Source organism: Bacillus paramycoides, assembly GCF_038971285.1.
Lineage (GTDB): Bacteria > Bacillota > Bacilli > Bacillales > Bacillaceae_G > Bacillus_A.
This window is the reverse complement of the sequence record NZ_CP152427.1, coordinates 3937957-3961294: the sequence shown is the minus strand read 5'-3', so window position 1 is coordinate 3961294 and position 23338 is coordinate 3937957. Positions and strand designations below refer to the sequence as shown.

At 35.0% G+C, this 23338-nt stretch carries 27 protein-coding genes and 2 riboswitches; of the genes, 16 read left to right on the top strand and 11 right to left on the bottom strand.

Annotated features, from left to right (window positions below; genetic code table 11):
• Positions 1-162: 162 nt before the first annotated feature.
• The 3 genes from ptsG (at position 163) to ptsP (ending at position 4337) form a co-directional block, all read left to right on the top strand.
• A complete protein-coding gene (ptsG, locus tag AAG068_RS20325) occupies positions 163-2226 on the top strand; it encodes a PTS glucose transporter subunit IIABC (protein ID WP_098667430.1) in 2064 nt (687 codons plus the stop codon).
• Between the two features lie 135 nt (positions 2227-2361).
• Positions 2362-2625: a phosphocarrier protein HPr gene (gene ptsH / locus AAG068_RS20320; RefSeq protein WP_000411080.1), complete on the top strand. Its 264-nt coding sequence runs from the start codon at positions 2362-2364 to the stop codon at positions 2623-2625.
• Positions 2625-4337, top strand: coding sequence for a phosphoenolpyruvate--protein phosphotransferase (gene ptsP / locus AAG068_RS20315; protein ID WP_000174207.1), 1713 nt, complete (start codon positions 2625-2627; stop codon positions 4335-4337). Before ptsH ends, ptsP begins: the two co-directional genes overlap by 1 nt.
• Before the next feature lie 97 nt (positions 4338-4434).
• Here the strand turns inward: ptsP and AAG068_RS20310 are convergent, their stop codons facing one another.
• From AAG068_RS20310 to AAG068_RS20300, 3 genes are all read right to left on the bottom strand, one after another.
• Positions 4435-4803 carry a DUF3915 domain-containing protein gene (locus AAG068_RS20310; RefSeq protein WP_342715622.1) on the bottom strand — a complete coding sequence of 123 codons (369 nt, stop codon included), beginning with the start codon at positions 4801-4803 and terminating at the stop codon, positions 4435-4437.
• Between the two features lie 196 nt (positions 4804-4999).
• On the bottom strand, positions 5000-5218 hold the full coding sequence (locus tag AAG068_RS20305; protein ID WP_000100487.1) for a hypothetical protein: 219 nt from the start codon (positions 5216-5218) through the stop codon (positions 5000-5002).
• Positions 5219-5508: 290 nt separating this feature from the next.
• Entirely contained in the window at positions 5509-6126 is a 618-nt protein-coding gene (locus tag AAG068_RS20300; RefSeq protein WP_342715621.1) for a nitroreductase family protein, read from the bottom strand.
• Positions 6127-6457: 331 nt separating this feature from the next.
• Here AAG068_RS20300 and AAG068_RS20295 point away from each other — a divergent pair, with 331 nt between their 5' ends.
• The 4 genes from AAG068_RS20295 to AAG068_RS20280 all read left to right on the top strand — a co-directional run bounded on the left by AAG068_RS20295 (position 6458) and on the right by AAG068_RS20280 (position 10198).
• A complete protein-coding gene (locus tag AAG068_RS20295; RefSeq protein WP_342715620.1) occupies positions 6458-7750 on the top strand; it encodes a GGDEF domain-containing protein in 1293 nt (430 codons plus the stop codon).
• A 90-nt stretch (positions 7751-7840) separates the two neighbouring features.
• The gene (locus AAG068_RS20290; protein WP_342715619.1) at positions 7841-8977 is read left to right on the top strand and encodes a serine hydrolase domain-containing protein; all 1137 of its coding nucleotides are present in this window, start codon (positions 7841-7843) and stop codon (positions 8975-8977) included.
• Between the two features lie 4 nt (positions 8978-8981).
• Entirely contained in the window at positions 8982-9860 is an 879-nt protein-coding gene (locus tag AAG068_RS20285) for an NAD(P)-dependent oxidoreductase (RefSeq protein ID WP_342715618.1), read from the top strand.
• A gap of 5 nt (positions 9861-9865) precedes the next feature.
• Complete coding sequence (locus AAG068_RS20280) at positions 9866-10198, top strand: DUF3909 family protein (protein ID WP_098667436.1); 333 nt, start codon at positions 9866-9868, stop codon at positions 10196-10198.
• 42 nt (positions 10199-10240) lie between these two features.
• Here AAG068_RS20280 and AAG068_RS20275 read toward each other — a convergent pair whose 3' ends face one another.
• The 6 genes from AAG068_RS20275 to AAG068_RS20250 all read right to left on the bottom strand — a co-directional run bounded on the left by AAG068_RS20275 (position 10241) and on the right by AAG068_RS20250 (position 15260).
• Positions 10241-10516: a hypothetical protein gene (locus AAG068_RS20275; RefSeq protein ID WP_048530837.1), complete on the bottom strand. Its 276-nt coding sequence runs from the start codon at positions 10514-10516 to the stop codon at positions 10241-10243.
• A gap of 305 nt (positions 10517-10821) precedes the next feature.
• Entirely contained in the window at positions 10822-11334 is a 513-nt protein-coding gene (locus tag AAG068_RS20270; RefSeq protein ID WP_000057317.1) for a 1,2-dihydroxy-3-keto-5-methylthiopentene dioxygenase, read from the bottom strand.
• A complete protein-coding gene (locus tag AAG068_RS20265; RefSeq protein WP_342715617.1) occupies positions 11312-11950 on the bottom strand; it encodes a methylthioribulose 1-phosphate dehydratase in 639 nt (212 codons plus the stop codon). The genes AAG068_RS20270 and AAG068_RS20265 overlap by 23 nt, the downstream gene beginning before the upstream one ends.
• Positions 11947-12606: a 2-hydroxy-3-keto-5-methylthiopentenyl-1-phosphate phosphatase gene (locus AAG068_RS20260; RefSeq protein WP_342715616.1), complete on the bottom strand. Its 660-nt coding sequence runs from the start codon at positions 12604-12606 to the stop codon at positions 11947-11949. Before AAG068_RS20260 ends, AAG068_RS20265 begins: the two co-directional genes overlap by 4 nt.
• A complete protein-coding gene (gene mtnW / locus AAG068_RS20255) occupies positions 12603-13847 on the bottom strand; it encodes a 2,3-diketo-5-methylthiopentyl-1-phosphate enolase (RefSeq protein WP_342715615.1) in 1245 nt (414 codons plus the stop codon). Before mtnW ends, AAG068_RS20260 begins: the two co-directional genes overlap by 4 nt.
• A 64-nt stretch (positions 13848-13911) precedes the next feature.
• A riboswitch (SAM riboswitch) is annotated at positions 13912-14017 on the bottom strand.
• 52 nt (positions 14018-14069) lie between these two features.
• A complete protein-coding gene (locus AAG068_RS20250; RefSeq protein WP_342715614.1) occupies positions 14070-15260 on the bottom strand; it encodes a pyridoxal phosphate-dependent aminotransferase in 1191 nt (396 codons plus the stop codon).
• A 14-nt stretch (positions 15261-15274) separates the two neighbouring features.
• Here AAG068_RS20250 and AAG068_RS20245 point away from each other — a divergent pair, with 14 nt between their 5' ends.
• The 4 genes from AAG068_RS20245 (at position 15275) to AAG068_RS20230 (ending at position 18887) form a co-directional block, all read left to right on the top strand.
• The gene (locus tag AAG068_RS20245) at positions 15275-16138 is read left to right on the top strand and encodes a carbon-nitrogen family hydrolase (RefSeq protein WP_342715613.1); all 864 of its coding nucleotides are present in this window, start codon (positions 15275-15277) and stop codon (positions 16136-16138) included.
• Positions 16139-16209: 71 nt separating this feature from the next.
• Positions 16210-16352, top strand: a riboswitch (SAM riboswitch).
• Positions 16353-16443: 91 nt separating this feature from the next.
• Positions 16444-17625, top strand: a complete 1182-nt coding sequence (gene mtnK / locus AAG068_RS20240) for an S-methyl-5-thioribose kinase (protein ID WP_342715612.1) — start codon at positions 16444-16446, stop codon at positions 17623-17625.
• Positions 17622-18683, top strand: a complete 1062-nt coding sequence (mtnA, locus tag AAG068_RS20235; RefSeq protein WP_342715611.1) for an S-methyl-5-thioribose-1-phosphate isomerase — start codon at positions 17622-17624, stop codon at positions 18681-18683. The genes mtnK and mtnA overlap by 4 nt, the downstream gene beginning before the upstream one ends.
• 66 nt (positions 18684-18749) lie before the next feature.
• Entirely contained in the window at positions 18750-18887 is a 138-nt protein-coding gene (locus AAG068_RS20230) for a YvrJ family protein (protein ID WP_000393345.1), read from the top strand.
• A 54-nt stretch (positions 18888-18941) separates the two neighbouring features.
• On the opposite strand, the gene AAG068_RS20225 is transcribed toward AAG068_RS20230, so the two are convergent.
• The gene (locus AAG068_RS20225) at positions 18942-19718 is read right to left on the bottom strand and encodes a 3-hydroxybutyrate dehydrogenase (RefSeq protein WP_342715610.1); all 777 of its coding nucleotides are present in this window, start codon (positions 19716-19718) and stop codon (positions 18942-18944) included.
• Between the two features lie 195 nt (positions 19719-19913).
• Between AAG068_RS20225 and AAG068_RS20220 the strand changes: the two genes are divergently transcribed.
• From AAG068_RS20220 to AAG068_RS20205, 4 genes are read left to right on the top strand one after another with little or no spacing between them, the layout of a single operon-like run.
• Complete coding sequence (locus AAG068_RS20220) at positions 19914-20246, top strand: PadR family transcriptional regulator (RefSeq protein WP_076539953.1); 333 nt, start codon at positions 19914-19916, stop codon at positions 20244-20246.
• Positions 20246-21013: a DUF1129 domain-containing protein gene (locus AAG068_RS20215; protein WP_342715609.1), complete on the top strand. Its 768-nt coding sequence runs from the start codon at positions 20246-20248 to the stop codon at positions 21011-21013. Before AAG068_RS20220 ends, AAG068_RS20215 begins: the two co-directional genes overlap by 1 nt.
• Before the next feature lie 13 nt (positions 21014-21026).
• Entirely contained in the window at positions 21027-21788 is a 762-nt protein-coding gene (locus AAG068_RS20210; protein ID WP_342715608.1) for a DUF1129 domain-containing protein, read from the top strand.
• Between the two features lie 51 nt (positions 21789-21839).
• Positions 21840-22139: a DNA-binding protein gene (locus AAG068_RS20205; protein WP_342715607.1), complete on the top strand. Its 300-nt coding sequence runs from the start codon at positions 21840-21842 to the stop codon at positions 22137-22139.
• A gap of 15 nt (positions 22140-22154) precedes the next feature.
• Here AAG068_RS20205 and AAG068_RS20200 read toward each other — a convergent pair whose 3' ends face one another.
• Positions 22155-22772, bottom strand: coding sequence for an ImmA/IrrE family metallo-endopeptidase (locus AAG068_RS20200; protein WP_342715606.1), 618 nt, complete (start codon positions 22770-22772; stop codon positions 22155-22157).
• 161 nt (positions 22773-22933) lie between these two features.
• Here AAG068_RS20200 and AAG068_RS20195 point away from each other — a divergent pair, with 161 nt between their 5' ends.
• Positions 22934-23227, top strand: a complete 294-nt coding sequence (locus AAG068_RS20195) for a DUF3928 family protein (RefSeq protein WP_098667449.1) — start codon at positions 22934-22936, stop codon at positions 23225-23227.
• Positions 23228-23338: the final 111 nt, after the last annotated feature.

Below are 23338 nucleotides of genomic sequence, written 5' to 3'. Positions count from 1 at the left end.
GTGTTACTGATTCGATCAGGCATGAGTGGAGAAAAGTAAGGAATGTAAGCTAGAGAAAGGGATATACTACCCTTTGTATAGCTATCGTTCTATCTTTTTTTCCTCATGCCTTTTTGGCGTTTGTCGGAAGGTATCAATATAGATAAGAGAGGAAGGGTTTCCATGTTTAAGAAGATCTTTGGTGTTCTTCAAAAAGTCGGAAAAGCGCTTATGCTTCCAGTAGCGATTTTACCGGCAGCAGGTATTTTACTTGGATTTGGTAATGCATTTCAGAATCCACAGTTAACAAATGTTATTCCTGCTTTAAAAGCCGATTGGTTCGTAATGGTAGCAAAAATTATGGAACAATCTGGTGATATTATTTTCGCTAACCTTGCATTATTATTCGCAGTTGGGGTAGCAATTGGTTTAGCTGGTGGAGATGGAGTAGCTGGTTTAGCAGCATTCGTCGGCTACTTAATTATGAACAAAACGATGAGTGTGTTCTTAGAAGTAGACAAGCTAGTGAAAGTAACAAGTTCTGGAGCAGATCCAGTGAAAATTGGATTTACTGATCCAGCATATGCAAACGTATTAGGAATTCCAACACTACAAACGGGAGTATTTGGTGGTATTATCGTCGGTATAGTGGCGGCATATTGCTATAATAAATACTTCAATATTGAATTACCATCATACTTAGGTTTCTTCGCAGGTAAGCGTTTCGTACCGATCGCAACTGCAACATTCTCTTTAGTAGTAGGTATTATCATGTGCTTCATTTGGCCATACATTCAAGGTGGCTTAAATACGTTCTCACATCAAATGATTGATGCGAATAGAACGTTAGCAGCATTTATATTCGGTTTAATTGAACGTTCATTAATTCCATTTGGATTACATCACATTTTCTATTCACCATTCTGGTTCGAATTCGGTCAGTATACAAATGCAGCTGGCGAATTAATCCGTGGTGACCAAAAAATCTTTATGGCACAGTTAAAAGACGGTGTAGAATTAACAGCAGGTACATTTACAACTGGTAAGTATCCGTTCATGATGTTCGGTCTTCCAGCAGCAGCATTAGCAATGTACCATGAAGCACGTCCAGAAAATAAAAAATTAGCAGCTGGTATTTTAGGTTCCGCTGCATTAACATCATTCTTAACAGGTATTACAGAACCACTTGAATTTTCATTCTTATTCGTAGCACCAGTATTATTCGGAATTCACGCAGTATTCGCTGGTCTATCATTTATGACAATGCAAATTTTAGGTGTTAAAATTGGTATGACATTCTCTGGTGGTTTAATCGACTTCCTATTATTCGGTGTACTACCAGGTCGTACAGCATGGTGGTGGGTAATTGTTGTTGGTCTTGTACTAGCAGTTATTTACTACTTCGGATTCCGCTTTGCAATTCGTAAATGGGATTTAAAAACACCTGGTCGTGAAGTAGCAAATGCGAATGACGGCGCAGGAAAAACAGAAGCTGGTGAACTTCCTCGTGAAGTATTAGTAGCACTTGGTGGTAAAGAAAACATTGCCTCTTTAGACGCTTGTATTACTCGTTTACGTGTTCAAGTTAACGAACAAAAGAATGTAAACAAAGATCGCTTAAAAGAGCTTGGAGCAGCTGGTGTACTTGAAGTCGGAAATAACATTCAAGCTATTTTCGGACCGAAATCTGACACATTAAAATCACAAATTCATGATATTATGTCAGGTCGTACACCTCATATTGAAAAAGAAGAGCCTGTAAAAGTAGAAGAAGCTCCTCAAAAAGTTGATGAAAATGAAACAATTGTTTCACCAATTGAAGGGAAAATCTTACCGATTACAGAAGTACCTGATCAAGTATTCTCAGGAAAAATGATGGGAGACGGATTTGCAATCGAGCCGACAGAAGGAACAGTAGTTTCTCCAGTTAACGGTGAGATCGTTAACGTATTCCCTACAAAGCATGCGATTGGTATTCAATCTGAAGGCGGAAAAGAAATTTTAATCCACTTCGGTATTGATACAGTAAAATTAAATGGTGAAGGTTTTGAAGCGCTTGTAGCACAAGGAGACAAAGTGAAACAAGGACAACCATTATTAAAAGTAGATCTTGCATTTGTAAAAGAAAATGCACCATCTATCATTACACCAATTGTCTTTACGAATTTACAACAAGGGCAACAAGTTGAATTGAAAAAAGATGGAAATGTTAAGAAGGGCGAAAACGCCATTATTGACATTCAGTAGGAATTTGACGCAAAATGTTTATAATTATAATAGGCGATGTGGTTGACCGAACATCGCCTATTATATACAATAGATGATGTAGTACTCACGTCTATACAACTAAAAAATACTGTAATTTAAAGGAGATAAATTATCATGGAAAAAATCTTTAAAGTAACTAGCGACTCAGGAATTCATGCTCGTCCAGCAACTCTACTTGTAAACACTGCAAGCAAATTTGGTTCTGACATTAACTTAGAGTATAACGGAAAGAACGTTAACTTAAAATCAATCATGGGCGTTATGTCTTTAGGCATTCAACAAAACGCAGAAATTAAAATCACTGCAAATGGTGATGATGCAGCTCAAGCACTAGCAGCTATCGAAGAAACTATGAAAAACGAAGGATTAGGAGAATAATGACTCTTAACATTCAAGGGATCGCTGCATCAAGTGGGATTGCTATTGCAAAGGCTTTCAGACTTGAGAATCCTGAATTTAACATCGAAAAGAAATCAATTACAAACGAAGCTGCAGAAATTGCACGCTTAGACGCTGCGCTTGAGAAAGCAAAAACTGAATTAGAAGCTATTAAGGACCACGCTTTTGCTGAGCTAGGTGCTGACAAAGCTGCGATCTTTGAAGCACATTTGTTAGTGTTAAATGATCCAGAATTAGTAAACCCAGTAAAAGATAAAGTAAATAGCGAAAAAGTAAATGCTGAATTTGCAATGGATGAAGTTGCATCAATGTTTATTTCTATGTTTGAAAACATGGATAACGAATATATGAAAGAACGCGCTGCGGACATTCGTGACGTAACAAAACGTGTTCTTGCACATTTACTAGGTATTAACTTCTCAAATCCAGGTACAATTTCTGAAGAAGTAATCATCATTGCTGAAGATTTAACACCATCTGATACAGCTCAGTTAAACCGTAAGTATGCAAAAGGTTTTACAACTGATATCGGTGGACGTACATCTCACTCTGCGATTATGGCTCGCTCTATGGAAATTCCAGCTGTTGTTGGTACGAAAGTTGTTATGGAGAAAATCCAAAACGGCGATATCGTAATCATCGATGGTTTAGATGGAGAAGTAATTGTAAATCCATCAGAAGAAACTCTTCGCTCGTTTGAAGAAAAGAAAGCGAAATTTGAAGAGCAAAAAGCTGAATGGGCAAAATTAAAAGACCAAGCTACTGTAACAAGTGATGGACATCACGTTGAGCTTGTTGCAAATATCGGAACACCAAATGATGTACAAGGTATTATTGATAATGGCGGAGAAGGCGTTGGTTTATACCGTACAGAATTCTTATACATGGGCCGTGACAATCTTCCAACAGAAGAAGAGCAGTTCGAAGCGTATAAAGCAGTTCTTGAAGGTGTAAAAGAAGGTCAACCTGTTGTTGTTCGTACACTTGACATCGGTGGAGATAAAGAGCTTCCATACTTACATTTACCAAAAGAAATGAACCCATTCTTAGGATACCGTGCAATTCGCTTATGTCTTGATGAGCAAGATGTGTTCCGTACACAACTTCGTGCATTACTTCGTGCTAGCGTATACGGTAACTTAAAAATTATGTTCCCAATGATCGCAACTCTTGATGAGTTCCGTCAAGCAAAAGCAATCTTATTAGAAGAGAAAGCGAAGCTTGTAGAAGCGGGTACAACTGTTTCTGACTCTATTGAAGTTGGTATGATGGTTGAAATCCCAGCTTCAGCAGTATTAGCAGATCAATTCGCAAAAGAAGTTGATTTCTTCTCTATCGGAACAAACGACTTAATTCAATACACAATGGCTGCAGACCGTATGAACGAACAAGTATCTTACTTATACCAACCATATAACCCATCAATTTTACGTCTTGTAAAAATGGTTATCGATGCTGCTCATAAAGAAGGCAAATGGGCTGGTATGTGTGGTGAGATGGCGGGCGATTCACTTGCTATCCCATTATTATTAGGATTAGGTTTAGATGAGTTCAGTATGAGTGCAACATCTATTCTTCCTGCAAGAACACAACTAAGCAAGTTGTCAAAAGCAGAAATGGAAACATTAGCAGAAAAAGCATTAATGATGTCAACTGCTGAAGAAGTTGTTGAACTAGTTAAAAGCATATAAGTAATAAAAAAACCTGAGTCGATTTGAAATCGGTCTCAGGTTTTTTCTATGAGAAAAGTAAATCTTATTTTCTTACTATAGAGGATAAGGAACAGAATTAGATAGCGATAGCAACGATATCAGTTGGGCATACACGTAAAATACCATTAAAAGTATTACGTTGGCGGTTCTTATCATCTTTGTCGTTGTCTTTATTATCTTTATCATTATTGTTACGAGCTAAAGCAGAGAAAAGAGCAACGCCGTTAGCGAAACCTTCAAAAATTACATTGTGGAAAGATCCAATACCTTTAATGCTTAAAAGAGAAAGTTCTGTTCCAACTGAAATGCTAGCAAGTACGTTACATACAGCTGGTTGTTGTGGTTTTACCTCTCTCTCTTTCTCGCGATGGTCACGATGGTCGCACTCTCTTTCACGATGATGACAGTCTCTAAAGTTATCACAGCATCCAAATGATCCAAACATAATCCTCATCACCCCCTTCACACTTATAATCTATGTAAGTTCGGTAGTGAGTGACTGGACAGAGAGTGGAATTTTTTCTAGGGGATTTTCTCATTTTAAAAGACTAGCTGGGTGTTTACTACGGGATGATGTTTAAAATAGGATAGATATCACAAAAAAATGTAAAGACCACCGAAATGAATGAAATAGGTAGCCTTTACACTTTTTTGCTTTTATATAAAACGATGATATATACAGGAAGAGCTAGGAGTAGTGGTACGATGGATCGTGCAGTATGTTTTTCTGATTCTAGTTGGAACGCTTCTTCTTTAGGAAATTGTAATACTGAAATATTAGCAGCATCCCCAATAAAATATAGAAGCAGTACAGTTACTATGTAACATAAAAGTGCAATAAAGCTTCCGTATGAACTCAATGAAAATCCCTCTCTTGTTATCTATTTGTTATCATTGTATCATAATTGTAACAAAAACACACGGTTATATTTCGATGATTTAACAAAATTCGACACAAAACGCCATTTGTGTATATGGAAATAGCATAAAATTTACTGTTTTTTTATGTGTAGATGTCGAATCATACATTGTAATATTACGGATGTGTGACAGAATAAAAAAGAAACGAAGGTAATAAAATTACCTTCGTTTCTTTTTTATTCGTATGAAAGGGCAGTAAAACCCTCACATTGATTCCAGTTTCACTTTATTATTTTGCCCATTCACTCACTTGCTCTACGCTCATTCGTGGTGCAGGATGGCCTTTTAAAGTTGATTCACCAATTGTAATAAGCATAATTGGTACGTAGCGAGATGAAACGTTGAATTCTTCTGTAAGTGCTTGTGGATTGAAGCCACCAATAGCGCAAGTATCCCAGCCAGTTGCTTTAGCTGCAAGCATAAGTTGCATTGCTGCTAAAGATGCATTTGAAAAGGCTGCATCTCTTGGGAATTGCTTACGAGCATATGCAGACTCAATATTTTTAGCTAAGCGCTCTTTTGCTTCTTCTTTCATAAATCCTTGTTCTACAATTGGACCATAAACTGGTTCAACATTTTTATAAGCTTCTAAATCACCTAAAATAGCGACTACAGCAGAAGCATCAAGAATTTGTTGTTGGTTATAAGCAATTGGATGTAATCGTTTCTGTACATCTTCACCTTGGAATACAAGGAATTTCCAGTGCTGCAAGTTCCAAGCAGAAGGTGCTTGAGCAGCTCCCTTTAAAATCTCGTGTAACTCTGTAGATGAAATTTCTTTCTCTGGGTTGAATGCACGTGTAGATGTGCGTTCATATAGGACGTTAAAAAAGTTATCGTTTGTCATTATATATCCTCCAAATTACATATCAAATAATGAAAAAATATATGTAAAATATTCTACTTACATTTTGTAAGTTGTTGAATTTAAGAATATAATATCTTTATTTTAATTGTCAAGTTTTAAAGCGGAAGCTAGGGCATTCATACAAACGATACAATTCCTATAATCATACACTAAAAAAGGAATTTATAGAGTGAAAAAGCGAAGATAACATTCTCAATTAGCTTGTTAACATGTATTCCTCACTCATTAAAGTTTTTAGAGAACAGCCTTTTATAAAATGTTTGTGAGGAATTCAGTAGAACAAGATATATGAAGTGAGTGAAGACTAGTGATGAACATACTACATTTTTTATTAGAGAATACGGTTTTCCAAAATGTATTACAAGATCTTCAGTTAAATGTCCTTTATATAGAAAATGGATGCACACATCAACAAACGATAGAAAATATCCATCCAAAATGTATGTTTATAGCAAATAGTTTTGAAGAAGGAGAAGTATTGTTTCAGAGGACTCAACCACATATTGTAATTATGTATGTAACAGATTTTTCTCAAATAAAATATATAAAGAATATGTATAATCGACAGAGTACATTTATTGTCATTTGGGATCAACAAATAACAAGCGAGTTTGCAGAGTTGCTTACGTTAGGAATACGTAATATTGTGATAGCACCTGTGACTCCACAAATGGTATTAGAGGAAGTGAATAAAAGTTTATATCAGCTTTCTTTAGTGCGACAAGTAAGTTTGCAACAAGAACTTCTTCAAACGATGTTTGATTTTCGCAATGATCTATTATTCATAGTAGAAGACGATGAGATTGTTGATTGTAATACAAATTTTTTAGAGTTTTTCGGATATGAAAATTTGTTTGCCTATCGTGAGCAACATTTAGTATTTGCTGAACATTTTATTAGAGAAAATGGATACTATTCAACAACCCATGATATAACATGGTTAGATGATACACTATCATATGATAGAAGAATTAAGATGTCCAACTATGAAGGAGAAGTTTCAACTTTTTTATTGCGTGCGACACCATTGCCAGAAGATTTATCAAGATTTATTGTGAAGTGTACAGAGATTACAGAATTAGATGAAATCTATCAAGAACAAGAAAGACTTGCTATGATAGATTCATTAACAGAGATTTATAATCGTTTGAAGTTCCAACAAATACTAGAGTCAGAATGGGATAATGCGATGCGTAATAATGAAAACATAGCACTTATTTTATTTGATATAGATAATTTTAAAGCAGTAAATGACACGTATGGCCATGATTTTGGTGACTTAGCGTTAATTCAGCTTGCAGAGCTTATGAAATCTAAAGTGGAGGAGCAACATGTATTTGCTAGGTGGGGCGGAGAAGAATTTATTATTTTAGTAACGAATACAGTAGAAAAAGAAGCATTTCAGGTTGCGGAATCATTACGCTTTTTCATTGAAACAAAGCAATTCTCAGGAATTTCGAAATTAACAGCGAGTTTTGGAGTTGCATTATATGAAAAAGGGATTACAAGAGAAGAATTAATGCAACGAGCGGATATTGCATTATATGAAGCGAAAAAAAATGGAAAAAATCAAGTATGTGTGTATAGAAAAGAAAAAATGTAATTTTTCGCAACAAATTGTTGCGATTTTTTTTTATTGTTTGATAATAGAATAGGGGGACAATTTTTAGCGAAGGAATTATGGAGGATTAATATGATAAAAAAAGTAATGGGCATGGCTTCACTGTCTGCTATAGTTGGCGGCGGAGTATACTATTTTCTTGTTAACCCCAATATAAAGGAAAACACTGTATTAACAACTAAAGTGAATCCTACTATTGAATCGGAAGTACAAGGGAATATAGAAGAAAAAGAAGAGCAACAAATTGATTATGCTAGCATATCTCAAAAATTAGATCAATATTTAGTCGGAAAGCAATTCAATGGAACAGTTTTGGTAACAGATAAAGAGCATATTATATTGAATAAAGGATATGGGTATGCTGATGTTCAAAATAAAATAGAAAATACGCCTCACACAAAATATCGTATCGGTTCTATTACGAAAACAGTTGTTGCCACATCTATTTTACAGCTGCAAGAACAAGGGAAATTGAATATTCAAGATAATGTAAATAAATATATTCCTTCATTTCCGGAGAATAAAAATATTACGCTATATCATTTATTAACGCATACCTCTGGTTTACCTGAACACGCAAAAGGCAATGTTAATGCTGCTTCCCGTTTACAGTTAATTAATTGGATTGGACGTCAAAATTTAGAATTTCCTGCAGGAACAGGTTGGAGATATACAGATTATAATTATATGGTGCTTGCTTATATAATAGAACATATATCGAAAAAACCTTTAGGAGATTACATAAAAGAAAACATATTTGTAAAAGTAGATATGCATGAATCTGGTATGGGAAATATGGTACCTGGAGATAAAAATTTTACAAAGGGTTATGTGAAAAAAAATCAAGAGCTTGTACCAGCGCAGAAGTTAGGCATGGATTGGCTATATGGTTGTGGTGAGATGTATACGACAGTTGGAGATATGAAGAAATTAGACGAAGCAATTATAAATGGAAAACTTCTTTCTGAACAAAGTATACAAGCAATGTTTTCACCTTCAGCAGAACGGAAATATGCATTTAGTTTTTATATATATCCAGATTATTTTCATAATCATGGTGTATTATCTGGTTGGAACACTTTCAATAATTTTAATAAAGAAAAAGGAACTTTTGTTATGTTATTTTCAAATGTGAAAAATAGTATGAATGATGATTTTAATAAAGAGTTCCGAAAGATGGTAAATGATTTATTAGAACAAAGGGGATGAGAAAATGGAACATAAAACTTTATCAATAGGTTTCATTGGTATTGGCGTAATGGGAAAAAGTATGGTTTATCACTTAATGCAAGATGGTCATAAAGTATATGTATATAATAGAACGAAAGCAAAAACAGATTCTTTAGTGCAAGATGGTGCACATTGGTGTGATACACCGAAAGAGTTAGTAAAGCAAGTTGATGTTGTAATGACGATGGTTGGGTATCCACATGATGTAGAAGAAGTATACTTTGGGATAGATGGAATTTTGGAGAATGCAAATGAAGGCACGATAGCAATTGATTTCACGACATCTACACCAACATTGGCAAAACGTATTAATGAAACTGGTAAAAGTAAGAATGTATATACGTTAGATGCACCTGTATCTGGAGGAGACGTTGGTGCGAAAGAAGCAAGACTCGCAATTATGGTCGGTGGAGAGAAAGAAATATATGAAAAATGTTTACCGTTATTTGAAAAACTAGGAACAAATATTCAGTTGCAAGGGCCAGCTGGAAGTGGACAACATACAAAAATGTGCAATCAAATTGCGATTGCTTCTAATATGATTGGAGTATGTGAAGCTGTTGCTTATGCGAAAAAGGCTGGATTAGATCCTGATAAAGTATTAGAGAGTATTTCAACGGGAGCAGCAGGTAGCTGGTCGTTAAGTAATTTAGCTCCTCGAATGTTAAAGGGAGATTTTGAACCAGGTTTTTATGTAAAGCATTTTATGAAAGATATGAAGATTGCTTTAGATGAGGCTGAAAAATTGCAATTACCAGTACCAGGTTTAAGTTTGGCGAAGGAATTGTATGAAGAGCTAATAAAAGATGGGGAAGAAAATAGCGGAACACAAGTGTTATACAAAAAATACATAAGGGGGTAAATGAAATGGATCTTCAAAAATTTGATGAGATGATTGATGCTGTGCAACGAGCAACTTGTATACAAATTAACGAAAAACAAAAAGAAGCGTTTAAACAAAAATATGATTTTGAACCGGAATTCGAATATGGAAAAGATGAAAAAGGGCATTACGTTATTCGAACTTCAAAAAAGATGCTGGAAGAAATGGAATTTTATTTGGCATTGAAATATGATCGAGATGGAGTGGACCTTTATATGCAAGCAGAGATCGACGGTATAAGCCACGTATCTGTTAGCTATAGTGAAGATGCCCTGCATTTACAAGAATTATTTCAATTTCTAGAAGAAAATAAATAAAAGTCCTCATGTGAGGACTTTTATTTATTTTTAATTTTATAATTATAAGCTAGAGGCCCGGCGGCATCGTTCAATTGGGAATGGAATCACTTGCGCAGTGTGATTAGGACCAAATTGTTTTGTACGAGCATGGCGTATTATATAAAATGCACAGAGAATTGAAACAGGAATAGCACCGAATAAACCAAAAAATAAAGCGCTTACACAAGATGCGACAAAACCTAAAACACCAACCTCTAACTCTTCCATAATAGCTCCTAAAATAACAGGAAGTGCTCCACATGTAACCCCTAGTATAAGTGCGATAAGTAAACTCATGATTCTCCCCCTCTGTTTGCCATATTCTTTTCCTTCTTATTTAATTGTAGTATATCATATACAAAACAGAATTTTCAGAAAAAATTCAAAAAAAGTTCAATAAATGTTCAAAAAGTGTTAAAAATTCACTTGAAAAATAGAAGGAGAGATTGTTTTGGAATAGAAGGACTCATATGTTTGAGAAAATAAAAAATCAGGCTTATTTCATTTTTTGAAATAAGCCTGTTCCATAGGAGGATGTATATATGTAGAGTGAATAAAAGGTTGGAAAAGGGGGTCCAAGACCTTTTATTCAACTGACTACCTTAATAGATTGGAACCCAGCCTTCAGTTGTAACAAAAATACGAATAGCTACAACTTGACGATCATCTTGCAAGGTAAAATAATGTCTGGCATTTTCAGGAACAGATATGAGATCGCCTGGTTCAAGTTCAACGTCAAAGAACTTTCCATCTTTTCCTTCAATGGCAAAGATGCCATGACCACTAACAATAAAGCGAACTTCATCATCAGTATGATGGTGTTCTTTTTGGAAATTAATTAATAATTCGTCAAGGTTAGGTGTGCTATTTGAAAGTGAAATTACATCATGTGCTTTATAACCTCGGCGCGCTGAAACATCAGCGATTTCTTTTGAGAACACAGCTAATATTTCAGCTTTGTTTTCATCTGTTAAAGAATAATTTTCATTTAAATGAGTAGGAAGCTTAGAGATGTTCCATTTCTCATATAAAACGCCTTCCTCTTGTAGAAATTTAGATACTTCCACTTCATTTTCAATGCGAGTATTTACTTCATGAATACGAATTTGCGCCATTAGAAACGCCTCCTTGAATTGATAATAGTTTTATATGAAATTGGAATAAAAACTCATAAGCTTCTAATCTTTTCTTTGCATCAAAGCTATCTCGTCCCCATACGGTAATACCATGGTTACGGATTAATACTGCTCCCGAATCGCCTTGTATATGCTTTCGGAAGTTTTCTCCAAGCGTTGGGATATGGGCATGGTTTTCGATAATAGGAATATTAATTGTTGCACCTTCTTCCCAAATATCAAGAGCTTTAATAATTTCTTGATTTTGAAGGGTGACTGCATCACTATATAAATTTGTGATGACATTGTTATCAGTTGTATGAACATGAAGTACGCATCCGGCATTCGTATTGTTATAAATATGTGTATGCAATATTGTTTCTGCTGAAGGACGTAATTCAGTCTCTAATACGGGAACTCCTAGATGATCTACTAATAGAAAATCATCTGGAGTCGTTTTTGTTTTATCTTTACCACTTGCTGTAATGAGAAAAGTGAGTGGTTCATGACTAACCTTTATAGAAATATTACCACTCGTTGCAGGAAACCAATGTCGTGTTGTTAATTCTTTTTTTATCTCACTTAAGTCATACCATTGACGAAAAAGTTGTTTCATAATTTCACCTCCAACAAATGTTTTAATGCAACTTGAACATCGTAAAATGTTTCAAAAGGTGTATAGGCGATATGATTTTCTTCACACTTTGTAATAAGGAAGTCACGGGCAAACACTTTATCTGCTTGTTTCGCAGCTTGTAAATCAGTAATGGAATCTCCAATTACAATATGGAAGTCATTCGTATCACTTAATTTACGGATTAAAGATGATTTACATAATCCGCAATGATTTTGACAATGATGATCACAAGGATGAGGCCAATTAACGGTAATGTATTCACTTGAAAAATCTGTTTCATTACAGTAAATCTGCTCTTTTGGAATAAGTCCTTGCAAGAGTGGATAGACGAAGAAATCCATCCCACCTGATATAACATAAAAAGAAATGTTATTTTCATTTACAAATTGTATAAATTCATGAAAACCACTACGGATTTCAACAGTCTCTATTAAAAATTGAATCATATCATCGTGTAGATTAGTAGGTATGAATTGAAATAATTGAGAAACACCTTCTTGAATAGATAGCTCTTGTGATAAAATTCTATTCTTTATTTCTTCAGCTTCTGGTGGTGCAAATTTTTCCATAATGGACATAATGTTATCATTATTTGTAATCGTGCCATCAAAATCACAAAATACTTGAATACTCATAATTTCACCTCATGAGAGGGATTTCCCCATATTTGTAGTGCACTATGCAAATTTATGTCATCTACTTCATGAAGAGGTATATGTTGCAAAGTAGCATCAATCGCAGTACGGAAGGCTTTACCGCCACCCTGCGCTCCATTCGGATGTCCGTGTATCCCGCCGCCAGCATTAATAACAACATCTTTACCGAAATCTCGTACAATAAAGGGAACGAAACCAGGGTGAATACCAGCAGATGGAACAGAGAAGCTCTTCTTGAAAAATGCATCGTCTTCAGTTAAATATTTTGAGATAGCAAGAGTTTCTTCTTTTTCTAGCGCAACACTCCCGTATGGAGAGGGGAATAATGAAAAGTCAGCGCCAGCATAACGTAATAGCTTTCCGAGTAATAATGGAGATGAAATTCCATATAACCTGGATGCTGAGTAAGCACCACTTACAGCAGGATGTGCCATAATAGGAACTGGGATTTCATCATCTTCTGCAAGTGATTGTAGTACATCTAGTCCGTAAGCAAATACGTTAAATAATAGAATATCAGCCCCAGCTTGCACTGCACGTTTCGCATTTTCTTTTAAATCAAAAGTTCGTCCGGTTAAATTTACGGCATATAAGGTTTTATGTCCGTACGTTTCATATACGGATTGTAAAACTTCTTTTCCAGATACAATGCGTTTTGTAAGTGGTGTTAATGTATTCTCAAATAATATTTCATCATCTTTTACGATATCTACACCACCAATTGCTTGATCGCGTAATTGCGTTTTTAAATACCCAATATTTCGTCCAATCATCCCTTTAAAAATACTCATTAAAAGAGGGCGCTCATACACTTGTAAAAGGTTTCGAATACCATCTATGCCGAACTTTGGACCAGGAAAATGTTTTTTTAATTCGTCTGAAAAAGTTAAGTCAATTAATTTTACTTCGCCATCCAGTGATAGCTTTCCAAATGTAGTTGTTAAAATAGCTGGTAAATCTGGACTGAAGTTTAATAAAGGATATTCGATTTTAATAATCCCGCGTTTTACTTTTTTACGTAAATACGAATTGGTATGTTCTTGTTCAGCTAATTCCTCAACATGAATGACGTTGCCTTTATGTTGTTTTAATTGTTCTTGCAATAAATTTGGCAAATGTGTCCAAGATCCAATTGTTAAACCGAGTGCAATTTGCTCAGCTTTTTTTTCTAAGTTATGTGAATCGTCATGGATTAAATACGTCGCTATAATTCCGCTCATTGTTATAACCTCCTAGTTAAATAAAAAAACCTCTCAGCTAAGGAGAGGTTTTTTTACAACCAGCTCCTTATCTGTCAGCGTAATGCTGCGAGAATTAGCACCGTGTCTACAATTGTAGATCGGTTGCCGGGTTTCGTCGGGCTCGTCCCTCCACCTGCTCTTGATAAGAAGTATTTAGAAATGTTTAAATTTTTAAGATAACTGAATTTTGTCAGATAATTTTCATGTTGTCAATGATTTTTTGAAAAAATTCAATTTATCGATTCGATTAATGGCTTCTCGTAATCTATCTTCTGTATGCAAGAGACCAACGCGGACATACCCTTCGCCGTGCTCACCAAATCCAACACCAGGAGCAACTGCAACGTGCGCTTTTTCTAGTAAAATATTAGAAAATTGCTCAGATGTATAACCTTCTGGTACAGGAAGCCATGCAAAGAATGATCCTGTTGGAATATCTACATTCCAACCAATTGAGTGACACGCTGAAATAAGAGCATTTCTGCGAGATTCGTAACTATTTACAAGGTCTACGACGCAAGATTGTGAACTTAAAAGTGCCTCACGGGCAGCATCTTGCACTGCACCAAAAATACTAACATACATATGATCTTGTAATAAGTTAATTGTTTCAATGACACTTTCATTCCCTACTGCAAAAGCAATACGCCATCCAGCCATATTGAAAGTTTTCGATAAAGTGTAAATTTCAATTCCTGTATCTTTGGCACCGTCTGCTTGTAAGAAACTAACGGGCTTTTGACCATCAAACCCAATAGCACCGTAAGCAAAATCGTGAACAACTAATATATTATGTTTATTCGCGAAATGAATGGTTTCATCAAAGAAATCTTTTGATGCAGTAGCACCGGTAGGATTATTTGGGTAGTTTAAAAACATTAACTTTGCTTGTTTCGCAATAGATTCATCAATTTTTGTATAATCTGGTAAAAAATTATTTTCTGCAATAAGCGGCATTGTTTCAAATTGTGCTTTTGCTAAAGCAACACCTGATAAATAGTCTGGATATCCTGGATCTGGAACGAGAATCGTATCACCAGGGTTTGTAAAGCAAACTGGTAATTCTACTAATCCAGCCTTTCCGCCAAATAAAATAGCAACTTCTGTTTTGGGATTTACTACTACATCATATTCACGTTGATAGAATGTTGCCACGGCTTCTTTTAAACTTTCATGTCCGCGAAATGGCGGATATTTATGATGAATGGTCTTTTCTGCAGCATCTTGTAAAGCTTTTACGATATGCTGCGGTGTTGGTTGATCTGGATTACCTTGACCTAGATTAATAACATCATGACCAGCTGCTACGACTTTGTTAACTTTTGCAACAAGTGAAGCGAAAAATTGTGTCGGCAATGATGTTACTATCTCAGAAGGTTGAAATAATTTCATACTTTCCACCTCTTTTGAAAGTTGTTACAATTCTAGTGACAAATGATATAATCTTTCCAGTATTTTGTAAAGAAAAAATTATGAATGGGGCTGACAAAATGAAAGTCGCATGTATTCAAATGGACATTGTCTTTGGAGATGTAGAAAAAAATATTGAGAATGCTAAAAATAAAATAAGCGAAGCGATGAAGGAAAAACCAGATGTTATTGTGTTACCAGAACTATGGACAACAGGATATGATTTAACAAGACTCTCTGAAATTGCAGATAGGGATGGATTGGAAACGAAAGAAAAGTTGAAAGAATGGTCGAAACAATATGGTGTACATATTGTCGGTGGTTCCATAGCGAAGCAAACAAAACAAGGTGTTACAAATACAATGTATGTTGTAAACAAGGAAGGAGAACTAGTCAATGAATATAGTAAAGTACATTTATTTCAGCTTATGGATGAACATAAATATTTAATAGCCGGAAATAGTACGGGTGAATTTAAGTTAGATGATGTAGAGTGCGCCGGCACAATTTGTTATGACATTCGTTTTCCGGAATGGATGCGCGTTCATACTGCTAAAGGTGCAAAAGTTTTATTTGTTGTAGCAGAATGGCCATTAGTTCGTTTAGCACATTGGCGTTTACTATTGCAAGCAAGAGCAGTTGAAAATCAATGTTATGTTGTCGCATGTAATAGGGCAGGAAAGGACCCGAATAATGAGTTTGCCGGTCACTCTTTAATTATTGATCCTTGGGGCGAGGTTGTTGTAGAAGCGAATGAAGAAGAATCAATTTTATTTGGAGAGCTTCATTTTGAGAAAATTAAAGAGGTTCGCAAAGGAATTCCAGTTTTTGCAGATCGTCGTCCAGAATTATATAAATAAAATGTTGACAAGTGATTTTTATTCTTGGTATAGTCTTCAACATAAAGTTAAAAATTCAAAAAATTATACAACTCTTATCAAGAGCAGGTGGAGGGATTTGGCCCGATGAAGCCCAGCAACCGACCGTAATACCATTGTGAAATGGGGCGTTTATTTACGCCAAAAGGCACGGTGCTAATTCCAGCAGAAAGTAAAACTTTCTGGCAGATAAGAGGGGAGAAGATAAACTTCAAACCTCTTTCTTAGTGGAAAGAGGTTTTTCTACGTCAGAAAAACCTCTGAATTTAAAAAAGGGGGAGAAGACGATGGGATATTATTCATTAACTGAAACGACAGCTATACAATATGCGAAAGAACATGGTTATTTTGAAAAGAAAGCAAATGTAGTTTGTCATGAAATTGGAGATGGAAATTTAAATTACGTGTTCAAATTAGATGATGGAGAGAAGTCTATTATAATAAAACAAGCACTGCCATATGCAAAAGTAGTTGGTGAGAGCTGGCCATTGTCTATAAAAAGAGCGACGATTGAAAGTAAGGCACTGCAAATTTTTGCGAGGTATGTGTCGGAATACGTGCCGGTCGTGTACAGTCATGATGAAGAGTTAGCCGTAACAGTCATAGAAGACTTATCAAGACTTACAATTACAAGAAGAGGATTAATAGAAGGAGAAGAGTACCTACTATTATCTCAGCATATTGGTCGTTTTTTGGCACATGCTTTATTTTATACTTCAGATTTCGGGTTAGAGTCAGAAGAGAAAAGGGTATTAGAAGGTGTATTTGTAAACCCGGACCTTTGCAAAATTACAGAAGATTTAGTGTTTACAGATCCGTTTGGCCATTACGATACGAATGATTATGAGCCGGAGTTACAACTAGCGGTTGATGAATTGTGGAGTGATAAAACTTTAAAATTAAAAGTAGCGCAATATAAATATAAGTTTTTAACGAGAAAAGAAGCACTTATTCATGGTGATTTACATACTGGTAGTATTTTTTCATCAACTTCTGAAACGAAAGTGATTGATCCGGAATTTGCAACATATGGCCCATTTGGATTTGATCTTGGTCAATTTATTGCAAATCTATTATTAAATGCTCTATCTAGAGAGGAAGAACAGAGAAGGGTGCTATTTTTCCATATTGAGAAAACATGGAGTTATTTCGTAGATACTTTTACGAAGTTATGGATTGGAGAAGGTGTAGAAGCATATACGAAAGAGAAACAATGGTTGCCGATTATTTTGCAAAATATTTTTACGGATGTAGTCGGATTTGCTGGGTGTGAGCTTATCCGAAGAACAATTGGCTTAGCGCATGTAGCTGATTTAGATGGAATAGCGAATAAAGAAAAGAGAATTCAAGCCAAGAAACAAGCGTTATCCTTAGGTAAAGAACTAATAAAATATGAATCTAAGAACGCTGATATTCAACTGTTCCGAACATTATTTCAACAGACAGTTTCTGGAGGGGTAAAAGCATGAGTACAGTTGTTACTATTCCGAGGTCTGTCAGTTGGAAAGGTGATGCCATTACAGTATTAAATCAAACAAAGTTGCCGCATAGCACAGAATACAAAACATTAACGACGATTGAAGAGGTATGGAAAAGTATTGTCATGCTAGAAGTAAGAGGAGCACCTGCAATTGGAATTGTAGCTGCATTTGGCTTGGCGCTTGCATCAAAAAAATATAACACTGTAAATATTGAAGAATTTCAAAAGAAGTTTAATAGAGATTATAATTATTTAGGGACGTCACGCCCGACAGCAGTCAATTTATTTTGGGCAATCGATCGTATGAGAGAATCTATTCAAGAAATTACTACAATAAAAGAAGCACAAAAAATATTAGAAGAAGAAGCGCTTCTCATTCAGCAAGAAGATGAAGCGGTATGCCGGAGTATTGGAGAACATGCATTATCATGCTTTAAAGACGGTGATAACATTTTAACAATTTGTAACGCTGGCAGTATTGCAACTGCTAGATATGGTACTGCACTAGCACCGTTTTATATTGGGAAAGAAAAAGGTGTACGGTTACATGCGTATGCGTGTGAAACGAGACCGGTTTTACAAGGTGGGCGTTTAACGACCTGGGAATTAAAACAAGCAGGTATTGATGTAACACTTATTACAGATAATACGGCAGCTCATGCTATTCAAACGAAAAAAATCAATGCAATTATTGTAGGAGCGGACCGAATTGTCGCAAATGGAGATACAGCAAATAAAATCGGAACAATGAATTTAGCTATATTAGCAAAGTATTTCGATATCCCGTTTTACGTTGCAGCTCCGCTATCGACATTTGATATTACGAAACAAATAGGCACTGAAATTGTTATTGAAGAAAGAGACGAAACAGAAGTTACGAAAATTTTTGGGAAACAAGTAACGCCAGTTGGAACTACTGTTTATAATCCAGCATTTGATGTAACGCCAAACGAATTAATTACAGGCATTATTACTGAGCGAGGTATTATACGCGGGGATTATAAACGAGAAATTGCATTATTATTTGAAAAACAAGCTAATACATAATAGCTTGTTTTTTATGCCTAAATGTTTTCTTTTCTCTTATTTATATAATGGAAGGAGGAGGAAAAGATGGAAGAGTGGATCAGGATGGTAGGTAATGTAGGGTTTCCGATTGTTGTAACACTATATTTACTCCACCGTATTGAAAGTAAATTAGATGGGGTAATTGTTGCAATCGAGAAACTCCCTAAACAATTACTAAAGTAGGAAGGTCCCTGGGATAAAAAATAAAGTTTGCTCACAAAGAGCAAACTTTATTTTTTATTGAGCAGTATAACCACCGTCGATAACGACAGCTTGACCAGTTATACCTTTCGCTTTTTCGCTCGCTAAAAATATAGCATAATCCGCGATTTCTTGTACTTGTAATAAGCGTTTTTGTGGTACAAGTGGATAAATGACATCCTCTAAAACATTTTCAAGAGGTACATTTCGTGTTGTAGCTAAATCTTGTAGTTGATTACGTACGAGAGGGGTATCGACATAACCAGGACAAAGAGCGTTAACGGTAATTCCATGAGTAGCACCTTCTAAAGCGGCAACTTTTGTTAATCCAATTACGCCATGTTTCGCGCTATTGTAGGCGGATTTCCCTGCAAATCCAACGAGGCCATTAATGGATGCGACATTAATAATACGACCATACTTTTGCTTTTTCATGATTGGGAAGGCATGTTTAATTGCGATAAAAGGAGCAATTTGCATAATTTTAATAAGTAGTTCAAACTTTTCGGTTGGAAAATCTTCAATTGATGAAACGTGTTGCATGCCTGCGTTGTTAATTAATATATGTAATGAACCGAAATGATTAACTGTTTGAGAAATTGCAGCTTTAATTTCTTCTTCAGATGTAACATCACATTTTAAACCGATAGCTTGGTAGCCTTCTTTTTGCAATTGTTCAGCAGCTTCTTTTGCGCGTTCTTCAAGACGGTCGGTAATAACGACTTTTGCACCTTCTTTTGCAAAAGCAGTTCCCATTTCATAACCAATACCACTTGCAGCGCCTGTTAAAAAAACAACTCGATTTGTAACCATGATGAAAAACATCCCTTCATAATAAAGTTCTCATAGTGCTCTATTTAGAGAGTAGATAATAAAAATCCTGCAAAGATTTGGAAAAATATTGTTAGCTATCTTGTTTTGCAAAATAGTCTTTGCTATACTATTTTGTAAAGCAAGATACTTACGCTTATCTATCTTGTAAAACAAGATAGTAGGAGGATTTGAATTATGTCGACAAGTCAAATGCTGAAAGGGATTTTAGAAGGATGCTTACTTGCTATTATTTCTGAAGGTGAAATATACGGTTATGAAATGAGTGAAAAGCTAGCGAAGTATGGCTTTACAATGGCGAGTGAAGGAAGTATTTATCCGTTATTAATACGAATGCAAAAGGAAGGGCTAATAACAAGTGTAATGAAGGAATCTCCATCTGGCCCAAAGCGAAAATATTATACATTAACAGAAAAAGGCGAGGAAGCACTTGATGAATTTATGGATCGCTGGGAAGCGATGCAAAGTAGTGTAGAGCGTCTACTTGAAGGGAAGGGGAGTAAAAAATAATGCTATCAAGTGAAGCACGAAAGTTTTTATTAGATATGAGATTATTTTTAACGGCAAAGGGTGTGAAAGAAAGCGATATTGAAAATTTTATAGAAGATGCAGAACTTCATTTAATCGAGGGTGAGAGTGACGGGAAAAGTGTAGAAGATGTTTTCGGAAGCTCACCGAAAGAATATGCAAATGAACTTGTAAAAGTAATGGAAAGAGATAGGCAGGAAACGTGGAAGCAAATTGGTTTTACAGTAATGAATATCGTATCATTTTGGATTATTGCTTCTATTCTAATAGTGAATAACGGATTGTTACAGATGTCACTTATTCAGTGTGTTGGGTATAGTTTTTCGTTGATTTTAGTTGTGATAGGTCCTAATTTTCTACTTCGCAAAATGACTTTTATAACAAGTTTTTCAAAAACGTGGTTTTCTATGTGGTTTTTAGTTATGATAGCGCCAATGTTTTTAATGGGAGTTATTACGGTACTAGATGTGATATATCCTACAAAAATGTTTATATTCACTCAAATGCAAAGTTATTTATTAGCTGGTGGTATTTTTATCATTACAGTAGCGGTAAATATGTATTTTGATGGATGGTTTAAAAACTTATATTTAATTATTCCACTTTCGATTATGTTACTGTTTAAAACATTTACATTAGAAGATCTCGTGCCAATGTTATTTCAAGTTATATGTTTATACGGAAGTTTGTTTATTTTAATCTTCCTTGAAATTATGATGAAGACGAATAGAAGAGAAGCGGTTAAATGAGGGAGGGATTACCATGCAAATTTCTAAAGAAGGTGAAAAGTTATTAATCGATACGAAAGTATATTTAATAACAAAAGGAATGAAAGAAGAAGATGTGGATGCTTTTCTAGAAGATGCAGAACTTCATTTAATAGAAGGCGAGAAAGAGGGAAAGACGGTAAGTGATATATTCGGTGATTCACCAAAAGAATATGCGGAAGAATTAGCGAAAGAGATGGAAAAGGATAAAGGCGGGAGTATAAAAAGTATTTTAGGAATGATTATTGGTATTGGCGGGTATTGGTTACTTACAAATATTTTATTTGAAAGCCCAAATCATGAATTTATATTAACGAATGTACAATTAATTGGATACCCAATTGTTTTAATGATTACGATTGTAGGAATTATATTTGCTTTTAAGATGTCATCATTTAAGAGCAAAATAAAAGAATTTAGCATTCTTTATGTAGCAGCTTTGCTACCAATTTTATTACTAGTATTATTAATGTTTATGAATAAGTGGTATGGGACACCTGTATTACAATTAACGACTATACAAAGTTATATACTAGCTGGAGTTATCTTGTTAGTACTGTTAATTGGGGAAGCGTACATACTTGGATGGATTGGAATATTGGCTGTTATCGTACCACTATTCATTATGTTTGTATTTAAGGGATTGGGAGAGAAGAGTCCATACTGGGGCATGTTAGAATCTTTACTTCTGTACGGAAGTTTATATGTATTAATGCGATGGTCTTTGAAAAATGAGGAGAAAAAGACTGTAAGTTAGTTTTATATTACTAGTGAACGAACTAAATTTTTTATTAAGAGGGGAACAAACATGCAAAGTATATTTCTAGGTATATTATCTACTATATTTTTAGGTTTAACGATTTTGGGGCTATATACTACCTTTTCGAAAAAGGTACACGATGATTATTTCGATACTTTATTAGATGACACATCGGGTTATGTTTTGTTCTCCGGTTTAATAGGAAAAGGGCTGCTTTGGATATGCAAAAAATTATTTCCAAAGAAATATTATATAGGGATTTTCAGAGGTATTATGTTTATGTTTAGTTGCTTATTTTTATTCCTAGCAGCCGGGCTTGGGTTTATGGATTGGAATAAGTTGTTTTAAACAGTAACAAAATTGTTACTGTTTTTTTCTTTGTAATAAAGAACTTTGTAAAGAGAGTGCTTTTTGTTCGTTCGTTAATAGGGATTGAATGTGGACATTTTCAGGACGAGGTACGATAGGGTACATAAGATTTGATGGAGAAGGATGGTGCTCTGAGCCAGTTGGGGAATGAGGATCTGCGTGAGTCAGTTTTCCGTGAACACGTCTTGTAAATAAAATATGACCGATTTCGTGAGCGAGCGTATATATATTTTTCATAGGAGCAGCTGAATTTGTTAAAACGATATAACCAGTAAGTTGCTGTTGTTTTGCTAAAGAGTAAGCACAGGCAATTACTGCTGTTTCTTTGAAATAATCACTGCCAATGTAACAAATATAAAGGTCGCATTCAGGAGCTTCATTTACACATGTTTGGAAAAAAGATGCTAATTTTTCCTGACTTTGAATAGAATTTTTATAACTAATTTCGCGGTCAAAAAAACGAAAAAGTTCATTTAAAATAATTACTTCTTTAATTTGAAATGTAATCGGGTGCCAAATTGATTCTGCAACTGCTAAATCTTTTGCGATACGATCATTAGAAATATCGGCGCCTGGAGTAATGCAAATACATATATTGACGTATGGATCCATAAGGAACACCTCAACTGAAAAAATTCTTCCTATAATATATGTTGGGAAAAGACCCTATGTATGGATAAACGCCTCGTTTATTACAAGACAAAAAAATTTCATAGTTCTATAACGTAGTGTGATCATCTTTTTGATATAGTAAAGAAAAGGGGGGAGAATATATGTATACATTAAAAATCGTTTCAGACAGAGAAGCTCTTTATCAATTTGCAAGTTATGTAAGAGTTGTACAAGGGGTGGAAGATGTATATGTAGAGGTGGGAGAACCTTTATATGAACATCCATTAATGAAATTTTATGTACATATTAAGCTGGAGGAAACATATGAGCAACAGAAAGCGTTACAAGAAATAGCAAGATTAGTAGAAATAGGGCGCTTTACATACGTCCATTATCGTAATGATGAAATTGAAGAAGCTTTCGAAGCTGTAAAATATGAAAGTTTTAAGAAATAGAAGTGGAAAAAAAGGAAGTGAAAGCTTCCTTTTTTTTCTTGGAAATTACATCAACAAAAGGAGAAAAATTTTGTTATGATAAGGGAGGGTGAGGAAAGGAGAGTTTACATA

Excerpts from the sequence above, each read along its gene's own strand:
- AAG068_RS20285 (WP_342715618.1), top strand. The coding sequence starts at position 8,982 with ATGGAACATAAAACTTTATCAATAGGTTTCATTGGTATTGGCGTAATG.
- ptsG (WP_098667430.1), top strand. The coding sequence starts at position 163 with ATGTTTAAGAAGATCTTTGGTGTTCTTCAAAAAGTCGGAAAAGCGCTT.
- AAG068_RS20215 (WP_342715609.1), top strand. The coding sequence starts at position 20,246 with ATGCTATCAAGTGAAGCACGAAAGTTTTTATTAGATATGAGATTATTT.
- mtnA (WP_342715611.1), top strand. The coding sequence starts at position 17,622 with ATGAGTACAGTTGTTACTATTCCGAGGTCTGTCAGTTGGAAAGGTGAT.
- ptsH (WP_000411080.1), top strand. The coding sequence starts at position 2,362 with ATGGAAAAAATCTTTAAAGTAACTAGCGACTCAGGAATTCATGCTCGT.
- AAG068_RS20275 (WP_048530837.1), bottom strand. The coding sequence starts at position 10,516 with ATGAGTTTACTTATCGCACTTATACTAGGGGTTACATGTGGAGCACTT.
- AAG068_RS20295 (WP_342715620.1), top strand. The coding sequence starts at position 6,458 with ATGAACATACTACATTTTTTATTAGAGAATACGGTTTTCCAAAATGTA.
- AAG068_RS20310 (WP_342715622.1), bottom strand. The coding sequence starts at position 4,803 with ATGTTTGGATCATTTGGATGCTGTGATAACTTTAGAGACTGTCATCAT.
- AAG068_RS20210 (WP_342715608.1), top strand. The coding sequence starts at position 21,027 with ATGCAAATTTCTAAAGAAGGTGAAAAGTTATTAATCGATACGAAAGTA.
- AAG068_RS20250 (WP_342715614.1), bottom strand. The coding sequence starts at position 15,260 with ATGAAATTATTTCAACCTTCTGAGATAGTAACATCATTGCCGACACAA.
- AAG068_RS20205 (WP_342715607.1), top strand. The coding sequence starts at position 21,840 with ATGCAAAGTATATTTCTAGGTATATTATCTACTATATTTTTAGGTTTA.
- AAG068_RS20225 (WP_342715610.1), bottom strand. The coding sequence starts at position 19,718 with ATGGTTACAAATCGAGTTGTTTTTTTAACAGGCGCTGCAAGTGGTATT.
- AAG068_RS20260 (WP_342715616.1), bottom strand. The coding sequence starts at position 12,606 with ATGAGTATTCAAGTATTTTGTGATTTTGATGGCACGATTACAAATAAT.
- AAG068_RS20300 (WP_342715621.1), bottom strand. The coding sequence starts at position 6,126 with ATGACAAACGATAACTTTTTTAACGTCCTATATGAACGCACATCTACA.
- AAG068_RS20220 (WP_076539953.1), top strand. The coding sequence starts at position 19,914 with ATGTCGACAAGTCAAATGCTGAAAGGGATTTTAGAAGGATGCTTACTT.
- AAG068_RS20290 (WP_342715619.1), top strand. The coding sequence starts at position 7,841 with ATGATAAAAAAAGTAATGGGCATGGCTTCACTGTCTGCTATAGTTGGC.
- mtnK (WP_342715612.1), top strand. The coding sequence starts at position 16,444 with ATGGGATATTATTCATTAACTGAAACGACAGCTATACAATATGCGAAA.
- AAG068_RS20270 (WP_000057317.1), bottom strand. The coding sequence starts at position 11,334 with ATGGCGCAAATTCGTATTCATGAAGTAAATACTCGCATTGAAAATGAA.
- ptsP (WP_000174207.1), top strand. The coding sequence starts at position 2,625 with ATGACTCTTAACATTCAAGGGATCGCTGCATCAAGTGGGATTGCTATT.
- AAG068_RS20230 (WP_000393345.1), top strand. The coding sequence starts at position 18,750 with ATGGAAGAGTGGATCAGGATGGTAGGTAATGTAGGGTTTCCGATTGTT.
- AAG068_RS20280 (WP_098667436.1), top strand. The coding sequence starts at position 9,866 with ATGGATCTTCAAAAATTTGATGAGATGATTGATGCTGTGCAACGAGCA.
- mtnW (WP_342715615.1), bottom strand. The coding sequence starts at position 13,847 with ATGAGCGGAATTATAGCGACGTATTTAATCCATGACGATTCACATAAC.
- AAG068_RS20195 (WP_098667449.1), top strand. The coding sequence starts at position 22,934 with ATGTATACATTAAAAATCGTTTCAGACAGAGAAGCTCTTTATCAATTT.
- AAG068_RS20200 (WP_342715606.1), bottom strand. The coding sequence starts at position 22,772 with ATGGATCCATACGTCAATATATGTATTTGCATTACTCCAGGCGCCGAT.
- AAG068_RS20265 (WP_342715617.1), bottom strand. The coding sequence starts at position 11,950 with ATGAAACAACTTTTTCGTCAATGGTATGACTTAAGTGAGATAAAAAAA.